15 protein-coding genes are annotated in these 12,265 nt (G+C 63.1%); 8 read left to right on the top strand and 7 right to left on the bottom strand.

Going from position 1 to position 12,265, the window contains the following annotated elements:
- Positions 1–2: 2 nt before the first annotated feature.
- On the bottom strand, positions 3–1,280 hold the full coding sequence (gene mnmE / locus ACODRZ_RS04035) for a tRNA uridine-5-carboxymethylaminomethyl(34) synthesis GTPase MnmE (protein WP_488969574.1): 1,278 nt from the start codon (positions 1,278–1,280) through the stop codon (positions 3–5).
- A 62-nt stretch (positions 1,281–1,342) separates the two neighbouring features.
- A complete protein-coding gene (locus tag ACODRZ_RS04040; RefSeq protein WP_488969575.1) occupies positions 1,343–1,606 on the bottom strand; it encodes a DUF6489 family protein in 264 nt (87 codons plus the stop codon).
- 101 nt (positions 1,607–1,707) lie between these two features.
- Between ACODRZ_RS04040 and ACODRZ_RS04045 the strand changes: the two genes are divergently transcribed.
- Together ACODRZ_RS04045 and ACODRZ_RS04050 are read left to right on the top strand one after the other, a co-directional pair.
- On the top strand, positions 1,708–2,406 hold the full coding sequence (locus ACODRZ_RS04045; RefSeq protein WP_488969576.1) for a dienelactone hydrolase family protein: 699 nt from the start codon (positions 1,708–1,710) through the stop codon (positions 2,404–2,406).
- Positions 2,407–2,417: 11 nt separating this feature from the next.
- Positions 2,418–3,386, top strand: a complete 969-nt coding sequence (locus ACODRZ_RS04050; protein WP_488969577.1) for a quinone oxidoreductase family protein — start codon at positions 2,418–2,420, stop codon at positions 3,384–3,386.
- A gap of 49 nt (positions 3,387–3,435) precedes the next feature.
- Here the strand turns inward: ACODRZ_RS04050 and ACODRZ_RS04055 are convergent, their stop codons facing one another.
- From ACODRZ_RS04055 to hemE, 5 genes are all read right to left on the bottom strand, one after another.
- Complete coding sequence (locus tag ACODRZ_RS04055; protein ID WP_488969578.1) at positions 3,436–4,161, bottom strand: TerC family protein; 726 nt, start codon at positions 4,159–4,161, stop codon at positions 3,436–3,438.
- A gap of 15 nt (positions 4,162–4,176) precedes the next feature.
- Entirely contained in the window at positions 4,177–5,433 is a 1,257-nt protein-coding gene (rho, locus tag ACODRZ_RS04060; RefSeq protein ID WP_488969579.1) for a transcription termination factor Rho, read from the bottom strand.
- A gap of 274 nt (positions 5,434–5,707) precedes the next feature.
- Positions 5,708–6,034, bottom strand: a complete 327-nt coding sequence (locus ACODRZ_RS04065) for a hypothetical protein (protein ID WP_488969580.1) — start codon at positions 6,032–6,034, stop codon at positions 5,708–5,710.
- A gap of 13 nt (positions 6,035–6,047) precedes the next feature.
- Positions 6,048–6,488, bottom strand: a complete 441-nt coding sequence (locus ACODRZ_RS04070; protein ID WP_488969581.1) for a CopD family protein — start codon at positions 6,486–6,488, stop codon at positions 6,048–6,050.
- A 31-nt stretch (positions 6,489–6,519) separates the two neighbouring features.
- Positions 6,520–7,545 carry a uroporphyrinogen decarboxylase gene (hemE, locus tag ACODRZ_RS04075; RefSeq protein WP_488969582.1) on the bottom strand — a complete coding sequence of 342 codons (1,026 nt, stop codon included), beginning with the start codon at positions 7,543–7,545 and terminating at the stop codon, positions 6,520–6,522.
- Between the two features lie 335 nt (positions 7,546–7,880).
- Here hemE and ACODRZ_RS04080 point away from each other — a divergent pair, with 335 nt between their 5' ends.
- The 6 genes from ACODRZ_RS04080 to hpf are packed head-to-tail and all read left to right on the top strand — an operon-like array spanning position 7,881 to position 12,172.
- Complete coding sequence (locus tag ACODRZ_RS04080; protein ID WP_488969583.1) at positions 7,881–8,726, top strand: pyruvate, water dikinase regulatory protein; 846 nt, start codon at positions 7,881–7,883, stop codon at positions 8,724–8,726.
- Between the two features lie 41 nt (positions 8,727–8,767).
- Entirely contained in the window at positions 8,768–9,352 is a 585-nt protein-coding gene (locus ACODRZ_RS04085) for a Maf family protein (protein ID WP_488969584.1), read from the top strand.
- Positions 9,349–10,242 carry a shikimate dehydrogenase family protein gene (locus ACODRZ_RS04090; RefSeq protein WP_488969585.1) on the top strand — a complete coding sequence of 298 codons (894 nt, stop codon included), beginning with the start codon at positions 9,349–9,351 and terminating at the stop codon, positions 10,240–10,242. Before ACODRZ_RS04085 ends, ACODRZ_RS04090 begins: the two co-directional genes overlap by 4 nt.
- Before the next feature lie 10 nt (positions 10,243–10,252).
- Complete coding sequence (gene coaE / locus ACODRZ_RS04095) at positions 10,253–10,840, top strand: dephospho-CoA kinase (protein WP_488969586.1); 588 nt, start codon at positions 10,253–10,255, stop codon at positions 10,838–10,840.
- Between the two features lie 50 nt (positions 10,841–10,890).
- The gene (dnaQ, locus tag ACODRZ_RS04100) at positions 10,891–11,574 is read left to right on the top strand and encodes a DNA polymerase III subunit epsilon (RefSeq protein ID WP_488969587.1); all 684 of its coding nucleotides are present in this window, start codon (positions 10,891–10,893) and stop codon (positions 11,572–11,574) included.
- 25 nt (positions 11,575–11,599) lie between these two features.
- Positions 11,600–12,172, top strand: coding sequence for a ribosome hibernation-promoting factor, HPF/YfiA family (gene hpf / locus ACODRZ_RS04105; RefSeq protein WP_488969588.1), 573 nt, complete (start codon positions 11,600–11,602; stop codon positions 12,170–12,172).
- Positions 12,173–12,265: the final 93 nt, after the last annotated feature.

The raw sequence follows: 12,265 nt of genomic DNA on the forward strand, positions 1-12,265 counted from the left end.
GCTTATTTTCCGATGCAGAACCGGCCGAACAGCGCATCTAGCATATCCTCGGTGGTGGCGCGGCCGATCAGACCGTCGAATGCCACTCGCGCCCGGCGCAGGCATTCGGCGACGAGGAGCGGATCGCTTTCATGTCCCGCGGCGCGCAGCGCATTTTCGGCGTCAGCGAGAAAAGCATATTGCCGAGCATTCAGGGCGGCATCGCCCGGACGCGGCATGGCCTGCCGTGCCGTCTCCACAAGGTCATGCCGCAAGCCGTCGAGCCCTTCGCCGCTTACCGCCGAGATCGCATGGCGCGCGTTCGGGCTCGGTTGCACGGAAGGCATATCGATCTGCGGCGTGACTTCCCATGCCTCTTGTGGCCCTAGACCTGGGTCGCCCAGCCAGAGCACCAGATCGGCGCGATCGAGTGCGGCCTTGGCCCTGTCGATGCCGATGGCCTCGATCACGTCGTCAGTCTCATCCCGGAGCCCTGCGGTATCGGCGAAGACAAATGGCACCCCGCCAATCGCAACGGCGCGGGTCAGGACGTCGCGCGTCGTTCCCGCCACTGGTGCGGTGATCGCGGCCTCGTCCTCGACCAGTGCATTGAACAAGGTGCTTTTGCCGGCATTGGGAGGACCGGCCAGCACCACGCGAAACCCTTCACGCAGGGTTTCGGCGCGAGGACGGGCGAGCCAGTCGGACACTTCCCTGGCCAGGCCATCGATGCGGGATATGAAATCAGCCGGAAGATCAGCGACGTCATCTTCATCCCCGAAGTCGAGCACGGCCTCCACCGATGCCGACGCCGCGAGAACGCGGAACCGCCAGTCGTCGACCTGGCGGGACAAGGCCCCGCCCGCCATGGCGATCGCGCTGCGGCGCTGCAGTTCAGTCTCGGCGGAAAGCAGGTCCGCCAGCCCCTCGGCCTCTGCAAGATCGATGCGTCCATTGGCGAAAGCGCGGCGGGTGAATTCACCCGGCACGGCTCGCCGCAAGCCTGGGATATCGCCCAAGGCCCCCTCCACTGCGGCGACCACCGCCTTGCCGCCATGGAGATGCAGTTCGGCAAGATCTTCTCCCGTGGCGGTGTTCGGGCCAGGGAACCACAGGACGAGAGCATGGTCGAGAACTGTTTCACGTGAAACACTCAGCGGCCGGTAGCTGGCGTGACGAGGTTGCGGGATACGTCCGGCGAGTCGGGAAAGCGCCTCCCCCGCCTGTGGCCCACTGATTCGGACCACGGCGATGGCGGCAGGCGGCGAGCCACTCGAAAGCGCGAAAATCGTATCGTCCATTATGCCCCCCTAGAGCGTTTTCACATGGTGTGAAAATGCTCCGACAGGGAGCAGGACCGATTCTACTCGCTGTCCTTACGGGGCTTGGTGCCGCTCATTGCCATGGCCACGCCATTCTCGAGGAACTGCTGGAACAGCTTAAGACCCATCTGACCCATGGGCGCGACCTGTTTGGCCAGTTCGTTCATCTGGTCGAAGTTGGTCGTACCCTGCATCGCGTTGGTCAGAGCATCGACGTAAGCCTCGTTCGCCCGGGTCACGTCAGGCAGACCCAGAAAACGGCGCGCCTCCTCAGGGGAGCATTCGACCTCGACATTGACTTTCATCGCGCGGCTCCCGCTGATTTATCGCATCATGACTGACACATGCGCTTGGCAAAGTCCATTGCAAGTGCCTTACTCGGCCCAAAGCGAACAGGAGAAGAGACATGGCCACGAACACCGGGATTCCCAGCCTCGACGGTGACGGCACGATCCCCGCCTATGTCGCCGTCCCGGAGGGGACCCCGCGCGGTGCGATCATCGTGCAGCAGGAGATTTTCGGCGTGGACGAAGGCATCCGGCGCAAGGCCGACGAATGGGCCGCCAGAGGCTACCTCGCCGTCGCACCAGACACGTTCTGGCGCCAGCGACCGGGCATCGAACTCAGCCCTTATGTCGAGACCGAAATGCAGGCCGCACTTAACCACATGATGAAGCACGACTTCGATCTCGGGATGCGCGACATCGAAGCGGTGATCCACTGGGTCCGCCGCGAAAAGCGCGTCGACAAGGTCGGCTTCGTTGGCTTCTGCATGGGCGGCAAGATTGCCTACATGACCGCCGCGCGCACCGATATCGATGCCTCGGTCGGCTATTACGGCGTCATGATCGACCAGATGCTGAACGAGAAGCACGCCATCGCCCGCCCTCTCATGCTGCACATTCCTACCGCCGATCACTTCGTGGACGAGGCGGCCCAGAAAGCGATGCACGACGGGCTGGACGATCACCCCAAGGTCACACTCCACGATTACGAAGGGCTCGACCATGGCTTCGCGGCCGAGATCGGCGCGCGCCGTGACGAGGCGGGAGCGAAGCTGGCAGACGGTCGCACCGAAGCCTTCTTCGCTGAGCATATCGGCTGAGGATACCGGACATGACCAGCAGCTATCGCATGATCGTGCGCGCCCATGGCGGCCCGGAAGTCATCGAGCACGAGGACTTCGCCATCCCCTCTCCCGGTCCCGGAGAAGTGGTGATCGAGACCGAGGCGGTCGGGCTCAACTTCATCGACACCTATTATCGCAAGGGTCTCTATCCCGACGCCCTGCCGATCAGCCTCGGCTCCGAGAGCGTGGGGCGCATTGTCGCCGCAGGTGACGGCGTCGCCGATCTGACGGTGGGCGATCGTGTCGGCACCACGCAGAACGGCGGCGCCTATGCCACGCACCGGACGATCCCCGCGGCCAAGGCCATGCGTATTCCCGAAGGCATTGCCCCCGAAATCGCCGCCGCCGTCATGCTCAAGGGACTGACAGCCTGCTATCTTGCCGAAGATACCTTCCCCGCCAAGGCCGGAGACGTGGCACTCGTCCATTCCGCTGCGGGCGGGGTGGGCTCCCTGCTGATGCCCTGGCTGCTGGACAAGGGCGTGACGGTGATCGCGCATTCGGGCAGCCCCGAAAAGGCCGCGAAGGTGCCGGGCGACCATTCGCTGCACTGCCCCTTCGCCGAGTTGCCTCAAGCCATCCGGGAAATCACCGGCGGGGCCATGTGCAACGTCGTCTACGATGGCGTCGGCGCCGCCACCTGGGAGGCGTCGCTCGCTTCGCTGCGCCGGCGCGGAATGATGGTAAGCTACGGTAATGCCTCTGGCGCGGTGCCGCCGATCGCGCTGCTCGACCTCATGCGTGGCGGGTCGCTCTATGTGACGCGGCCGACGCTGGCGGACTACGTCGCAACACCCGAATTGCTGGCAGCCAGCGCGAAGAAGCTGTTCGACAGGATCGCTTCGGGCGTACTCGAACCGAAGATCGGGCAGACCTTTGCTCTGAAGGATGCAGCGGATGCGCATCGGGCTCTGGAGAGTCGGTCAACGACGGGATCTACGGTTCTGGTTCCGTAGGAGCGGGAAGGGTAAATCTGGGACTATGGCCTCAGATTTACCCTAAATCTCAAAAAAGCGTGACAATTCCAAGGGTTGGATCAGTCCACCCCTCATAGATCATCTTGACCGCAACATAGAGGATGACGGCAAGCCCGACCCATCCGATCCAGCGATACCGCTCGATATACCGCGCAATGAAATTCGCGGCGAGGCCCATCATCGCCACCGCCACGATCAGGCCGACGATGAGGATACCGGGATGCTCGCGCGCCGCACCGGCCACGCCGAGCACGTTGTCGATCGACATCGACACGTCCGCCACCGCCACCGAAATTGCCGCCGAGGCAAAGCTTTTGGAAGGCGCGAGACCGGAGCGTTCGTCGCCTTCGATCTCGGGCGAGCCGACGGAATGTTCGCCCACGGGGCTATGGTGCAGTTCGCGGTACATCTTCCACGCGACCCACAACAGCAGCAGGCCGCCTGCGAAGACGAGGCCGACGATGCCCAGCAACCAGGTCACAACCAGCGCAAAGCCGATGCGCAGAACCAGCGCGGCGAGGACGCCGATAGCGATGACCTTCTTGCGCTGCTCCGCCGGAAGTCCCGCCGCCAGTGCGCCGACGACGATCGCGTTGTCCCCGGCAAGGACGACGTCGATCATCAGCACCTGGAGGAACGCGGAAAGCGCCGCCGGGGTGCCGATGTTCGAGAAGTCGGTGACGATGTGGTGCCAGATCTCCGCCGGGCTCTGGATTCCCGGTGCTCCGGCGAGGATCGTGAGAATATCCAACATCGTCTCCTTCGACGCTTACTGGTTCATCGTGGCAAAGAAGTCCTCGTTGGTCTTGGAGTCCTTCATCTTGTCCAGCAGGAACTCCATCGCATCGACGGTGCCCATCTGCATGAGGATGCGGCGCAGCACCCACATCTTCGTGAGTTGGTCCTTGGGCACGAGCAGTTCTTCCTTGCGGGTGCCGGACTTGCCCACGTCGAGCGCCGGGAAGATGCGCTTGTCGGCCACCTTGCGGTCAAGGACGATTTCCGAGTTACCGGTGCCCTTGAACTCTTCGAAGATGACTTCGTCCATGCGGCTGCCGGTGTCGATCAGCGCGGTGGCGATGATGGAGAGCGAGCCGCCCTCCTCGATGTTGCGCGCGGCACCGAAGAAGCGCTTGGGGCGCTGCAGGGCGTTGGCGTCGACACCGCCGGTCAACACCTTGCCCGAGCTGGGCACCACGGTGTTGTAGGCGCGGCCGAGGCGGGTGATGGAGTCCAGCAGGATGACCACGTCGCGCTTGTGCTCGACGAGGCGCTTGGCCTTCTCGATCACCATTTCGGCAACCTGGACGTGGCGCTGCGCGGGTTCGTCGAAGGTGGAGGAGATGACCTCGCCCTTCACGGAGCGCTGCATGTCGGTGACTTCCTCGGGGCGCTCGTCGACGAGCAGGACGAGAAGGAACACCTCGGGATGGTTGTCGGTAATGGCCTTGGCCATGTTCTGCAGCAGCACGGTCTTACCGGTGCGCGGCGGTGCGACGATCAGCGCGCGCTGGCCCTTGCCCTGCGGCGAGACGAGGTCGATCACGCGGGCCGACTTGTCCTTGACCGTGGGGTCGAGGGTGTCGAGGCGCAGGCGCTCGTTCGGATAGAGCGGCGTCAGGTTGTCGAAGTTGACGCGGTGGCGCACCGCGTCGGGATCGTCGAAGTTGACGCTCATGAGCTTGGTGATGGCGAAGTAGCGCTCGCCCTCCTTGGGGGCGCGGATTTCGCCTTCGACGGTATCGCCCGTGCGCAGGCCCCATTTGCGGACCTGGTTGGGCGAGACGTAAATGTCGTCGGGGCCGGCGAGGTAGTTCGCCTCGGCGTTGCGCAGGAAGCCGAAACCGTCGGTCAGCACTTCGATGGTGCCCTGCCCGATGATTTCCTCACCGTCTTCAGCCACTTCCTTGAGGATGGCGAAGATCAGGTCCTGGCGGCGCAGCGTGGAGGCGCTTTCGACGCCCAGTTCCTCTGCCATTTCGACCAGCTCGGCCGATGACTTCTTCTTGAGTTCTTTGAGATGCATTTCTTGAAATTCCAGATGGATTTGTAGTGTCGGCCAGATGATCGTTACGGCGGGATCGATGGGCTTGGGGAAAGCGGATCCAGGCAGGAGAAAAGGCTCGCGCCCTGTTGCCGGAACGCCGCTCAGATAAGCGTTCGCGAGGGCTCGGTCAACGAGTCAATCCGCGAGATGGGACCGGGGCGGGGTGAGTCGAGGAAAGCCCACCCCCAGCCCCTCCCGCTTGTGGGAGGGAACGGGACTTGGCAGTCTGCTGCCCAGTCGCAGCGGGGTGGGCCTAGCGCGCACCCTCGTATCTTCCCTTCCAAGCATCGAAGTGCGCCGCAAGCGGATCCAGTTGCGCGTGGCAGCGGGCCTTGTCAGCCTCGTAGGCCTTCTTGTCGTATTCCGGCGTGCTCACGATCGCCTGTAACGCGGCGGCGATGTCCAGTTGCGGATCACTCGCCTCGATCCGGCCGAAGTAATACAGCGCCCCGCCCTCGACCTTGCGGCGCGTCTCTCCATCCACTTTCCCTGCCGCCACCGAAAGATAGGCGAGGCAGTGGATATCGTCTTCGGTCTGAGGTGACAGAAGTAGCGCTGCAGCAAGCAGGGTAACGATCATCACCTTACTCCATTCAGAACGGTTTCACGACCACCAGAATGACGATCACCACGGCGGCAAGGCCGGGCACTTCGTTCAGCAGGCGCAGCTTTTTGCCAGTCAGCGGTCGCTCACCGCGTGCCAGCTTCTTCGCATAGCCGACCAGCCAGCCATGATAGCCCGAGAGAGCCACCACGAAGAGCAGTTTGGCATGGAGCCACCCTTCGCTGAAGGCACCGATCGAAAGCGCTGTAAGCACCCCCAGAACCCAGGTGAGGACCATCGAGGGGGTCAGGATGATCTTCCGCAGCTTTGCTTCACGATCGACCCAGCGTGCCTCTTCCGCCGAACCAGGATCGCTTTCCTGGTGATAGACGAAATAGCGGGGCAGCATGAACAGCCCGGCCATCCAGAAGATCACGAAGATGACGTGCCCGGCCTTCAGCCAGGGATAGAGACTCTGAAGGATACCCATGATGCCCCTCTAGCGGGTCGACGATCCGGCCTCAACGCTCCCAGTTGCGAACGGTGGCGAGTAACTGCTCGACATTCGCGATGGGCGTGTGCTGGCCGATGCCGTGGCCGAGATTGAAGACGTGGGGACGGTCCGCGAAGGCGTCAAGCACCGTGCGGGCCTGCCGGTCGAGATCGTCGCCGCCCGAAAGCAGGAGCAGCGGATCGAGGTTCCCCTGTACGGGAAGCCCTTCGGGAAGTTCGCGCGCGGCCCAGATCGGGTCGATGGTCTCATCGATTCCGACTGCGTCGACCCCCGTCTCACGGGCATAGGCCGGAAGCTTCTCGCCCGATCCCTTCGGGAAGCCGATGATCGGAGTCTGCGGATGGCGGGCCTTCACCGCTTCGACGATCACCGCGTTGGGCGCGATGACCCAGCGTTCGAACTGCGCCGGAGACAGGCTTCCTGCCCATGAATCGAAAAGCTGCACCGCCTCTGCGCCGGCTTCGATCTGGCCGCACAGATATTCCACGGTCACCTGAATCACGGAATCGATGATCGCCGCGAAGGCCTGCGGGTCCCGATAGGCCATGGCGCGGGTGTCGTGCTGGTCGCGGCTGCCTTCTCCCGCGACCATGTAGGTGGCGACGGTCCAGGGCGATCCGGCGAAACCGAGCATCGTCTTGTCCGTGGCCAGTTCGGCACGGACTTTGCCGACTGTCTCATAGATCGGCGAGAGGCGCCCGGGCACCTGAGTCAGCCCCTCGAGCGCATTGTCCACAAGCCGGGGACTCAGTTTCGGCCCTTCTCCGGCGAGGAACTGGAGGTCCTGCCCCATGGCGTAAGGCACGATCAGGATATCGGAAAACAGGATGGCACCATCGAATCCGAAACGGCGGATCGGTTGCAGCGTAATCTCGGCGGCTGCGTCGGTATCGTAGACCAGCGCAAGGAATCCGCCCTTTTCGGCGCGCAATTCGCGGTATTCCGGTAGGTATCGGCCTGCTTGCCGCATGAGCCAGATCGGTCGCTTCCGCGTGTTCGTACCGCGCAGTGTGTCGAGGAGAATTCCGGGCATCGCGTCACGTCCCAACAAAAAAATAGAATTTTTATAGAAGGATGATGGAGTCTGTTGGCCCTGTGGATATCGGGGACGAGCGCGCATTGCCCGATTTGTACCCGGTTGAACAGGTCGAAGAGTCATATGCGACTCTTGGACGAGAGTGAGTCAACGAAAGGTTGTCCGCCTTGTCCACAGGGTGTGGGAAGAGTCGGTTGCCCTGTCCAGAAACTGACTCGGTGAATCCCGGTAACGGGCAGGAAAAGTCCGGAGCGAGTTGTCACCAGCCCACTCCCATGGTTTATGCCGCCACATATCCACACCCCTTCCCCTTCCGGAGGCCCTGAGCCGGCATGGCGCGTTTCCACCTGCACCTCCTGTCAGATTCCACCGGCGAAACGCTGGAGATGATCGCCAAGGCGGCCCTCGCGCAGTTCGACGACAGCGACGTCCTGCGCCATTTCTGGCCGATGGTGCGCTCGCAGCAGCATCTCGACCGCATCATGGGGGAGATCGCCGCGAACCCGGGGCTGGTGTTCTTCACCCTGGTCAATGAAGAGACGCGGGGGCGGCTCGAGGAAAAGTGCCAGACGCTCGGGCTTCCGGCGATTGCGGTGCTCGACGGCGTGACCGATGCGCTTGAGGCGCTGCTCGGACAGGAGGCCAAGGGCCGTCCGGGCCGCCAGCATCGGCTGGACGACGCCTATTTCGCGCGCGTCGATGCGATCCAGTTCACCATTGCCCACGACGATGGCGTCCTGTGGGAGGAATGGGAAGAGGCCGACATCGTCCTGGCGGGTGTGTCGCGCACCAGCAAGACGCCGACCTCGATCTACCTCGCCAATCGCGGGTACAAGGTTGCGAATATCCCGATCGTCGTCGAGAGCCCGCCGCCCTCGCTCCTCTACGGGCTCAAGCGGCCGCTGGTGGTGGGGCTGACGACGGCGCCCGACCGGCTGATCCAGATCCGCCGCAATCGCCTGCTCTCGCTCAGCCAGTCCCCGGACACCGACTATGTGGCGAGTGACAAGGTGGAGAGCGAGCTTAAATATGCACGGCGCATGTTCGCCGACAATTCCTGGCCGGTGATCGACGTGACCCGTCGCTCGATCGAGGAAACGGCCGCAGCAGTCATCAACCTCTACAACGAACGCAAGGCCGCCGGTCAGTCCGGGCAAATCGGCCCCAAGCCCATCTAAATGCGGCCCACCTTATACCGGCCTATCTGACAGAGTTATCCATGATCGTTCTCGCATCCCAAAGCGGCTCGCGCCGCGCCATGCTCGAAGCGGCAGGCATTGCGTTCAAGGCCCAGCCCGCACACGTGGACGAACGCGGTATCGAGGCAGCGCTTGGCGATGCTCCGGCGGCAGAGGTCGCGCTGGAACTTGCCACAGCCAAGGCGCTGAGTGTTTCACGTGAAACATCGGGCGCGGTAGTGCTCGGCAGCGACTCCCTCGTATCCTGCGGCGGCCGCCGCTTCGACAAGCCGGCCAGTCGCGCAAACGCCGCCGAGCACTTGCGCTTCTTTTCGGGCAAGGTAATGGAACTGCACAGTGCTGCCGCCCTCGTGCGCGATGGCGAAGTGCTCTGGGCGCAGAATGCCATCGCCGAACTCCATGTCGCCGAGTTGTCCGATGCTTTCATCGAAGCCTATCTTGATGCCGAGTGGCCCGAAGTCGGCGCCTGCGTGGGCGTTTTCCGCATCGAGGGTCGCGGTGTGCAGCTGTTCGAGAAGATCGATGGCGACTACTTCACGATCCTGGGCATGCCGCTGCTCAAGGTGCAGGCGGCGCTCCGCCAGCTTGGAGTCCTGACGCAATGAGCACGTCCTCGGTACAGGACCTTCGACCGGGTTCGAAACAGGCTTATGCCGAAGTCATCGGAGACCCGATCGCGCAGTCGAAGTCTCCGGCGATTCATAACTTCTGGCTGGCCGAACTGGGGCTCGAAGGGCGCTATGATCATTGCCTGGTCAAGCTGGAGGATCTCGGCGCCTATCTTGCAAGGCGCCGCGCAGATCCGGACTGGCGTGGCTGCAACGTGACCATGCCGCACAAGCTGGCGATCGTGCCGTTGATGGATCGGCTCGATCCCCTCGCCGCGCAGATCGGTGCAGTGAACACGGTGGTGCGCGAGGCCGACGGCACGCTGACGGGCTACAACACCGATGCGCCGGGTTTCCTCGAGCCGGTGCGGGAGGAACTGGGCAAGACTCACCTCTTCCGCATGGCGCGTATTCTCGGCACCGGCGGCGCGGCGCGGGCTATCATCGCGGCGCTGGCCAGGGAGCACTTCGTCATCGTCCTGGCCGGGCGCGATCCGGCCAAGGCCCGCGCCATGCTCGACGAACTCGCCCCGAACGGTGAGCATCACGCGATCGGTCTGGAGCATTTCGCCGATGCCACCGATTTTGCCTTCGACGATCGCGAGCAGTGTTTCGACCTGGTCGTCAATGCTAGTCCGCTCGGCATGACGGGGCAACCGCCGCTTTCCTTCGATTTCAGCCATGCGCCGCCGCGCAGCGTGGTTTATGACATCGTGACCAGCCCGCTCGACACGCAGTTCCTGCAGGATGCCCGTAGCGCCGGGTTCGATACGGTGGACGGTCTTGCCATGCTCATCGGACAGGCGGATGCGGCTTTCACGCATTTCTTTGGTGCTCGCCCTCCCCGCGAACGCGACGGGCGCTTGCGCGAACTGATCCTCAAATGAAGATGCGCCTGTGAAGATTCTGGGCCTCACCGGATCGATCGGCATGGGCAAGTCGACCGTCGCGGCGATGCTGCGCGAACTCGACGTGCCGGTCTTCGATGCGGACGCCGCCGTTCACGAACTGCAAGGCCCGCACGGCGCCCTCGTGCCGCTGATCGAGACGGCCTTCCCCGGCACTACCGGCCCTGCAGGGGTCGACCGTCCCAAGCTCGGCGCGGCAGTGTTCGGCGACAGGGACAAGCTCGCGACGCTGGAACGAATCGTCCACCCCGCCGTCGCCGCCATGCGGGGAGACTTCCTGCGCGACAATGCGCAGGCGCCGCTGGTCGTTTTCGATATTCCGCTGCTCTACGAAAAGGGAAGCGACAAGGGGTTGGACGCGGTGGCGGTGGTCTCCGCTCCGGCCGAGGAACAGCGTCGCCGGGTACTTGCCCGGCCCGGCATGACGGCCGAGAAATTCGAGCATATTCTGGCACTTCAGGTGCCCGATGCACAGAAGCGGGCACGGGCCGACTATGTGATCGACACCGGCACATCGCTCGATACCACACGCGAACAGGTGGCTGGTATCGTGCAGGCGCTGAGGCGAACCGAATAATCCTCGCCAGCCCCTTGCACATGCGTGCGCACAGGCAGATATGGAGAGGGATGAGAGAGATCATCTTCGACACCGAAACGACCGGCTTCGACCCGAAAAACGGGGACCGCATGGTGGAAATCGGCTGCATCGAAATGGTCAACCGGGTGCTGACCGGTCGTACCTACCACGCCTATTTCAACCCCGAACGCTCTATGCCCGCAGAGGCCGAGGCCGTGCACGGGCTTTCCGATGCGTTTCTGGCCGACAAGCCGCTGTTCTCGGCCTGCGCGCAGGAATTCCTCGACTTCATCGAGGACAGCGCGATGGTGGCGCACAACGCCAACTTCGACTTCAACTTCATCAATGCCGAGCTGGCGCTCTGCGGCCTGCCGCCCGTCGCCATGACGCGCATGGTCGATACCGTGGCGCTCGCCAAGGTGCGCCATCCCGGCGCCAAGCTGTCGCTTGATGCGCTCTGCAGCCGCTATGGAATCGACCGCAGCCATCGCACCAAGCACGGCGCGCTGCTCGACTCCGAATTGCTTGCCCAAGTTTACGTGGAACTGCGGGGAGGCCGCCAGATCGGTCTCGAACTTTCCGCAGAAACCACTGAGATCGTGACGGAAATCAAGGTTCTCAACACGAAGAACCGTATTTTCCGTCAGCCGCGTCCCCACGCGGCTACCGAGGCGGAACTCGTTGCGCACGCAGCGTTTCTTGAATCGGTCGATACCCCGCTCTGGGGTGCCTGAACTCTAAGTCTAAGGAGAAACGCCCATGGATATCCGCGTCTCTGGTCACCAGGTCGAAACCGGCGAGGCCCTGCAGGTCCACGCCAACGACAAGCTCACGGCGATCATCGAGAAGTATTTCAACCGGGCGCTGTCGTCTCACGTCACCTTTGGCCGAGCGCCTGCCGGGGCGTTCAAGTGCGACATCATCATGCACGTGATGCAGAACCTCGTGCTCAAGGGCAGCGGTATGGCGCAGGACGCGCACGTCGCCTGCGACCAGGCTGCCGAGAAGATCGACAAGCAGCTGCGCCGCTACAAGCGCCGGCTCAAGGATCGCTCCGAACAGACCGCCCACGCCAGTGCGGCGGAAGATGCGGCCTATACCATCTTCGAGGAAAACGTCGCCGACAACGACACCGATGACGTCGAAGCCGATGCTCCGGTCGTCATCGCCGAAACCCGCGTCGACGTTCCCGAAGCCACCGTTTCGGACGCGGTGATGATGCTCGACTTGCGCAATACTACGGCGCTTTTCTTCAAAAACGCTGGCACCGGGCGGCATAATATGGTCTATCGCCGCGGTGACGGTTCGATCGGCTGGGTCGAGCCGCACTGACGCTTTTCGCGCGACACTTCTGATCGCAATGAGAGGAAGAAACGAACCCCCGGTTTTCCGCCGGGGGTTTCGGAGCATGCAATGTTGGCAACC

The organism is Novosphingobium sp. FG90, from assembly GCF_057808725.1.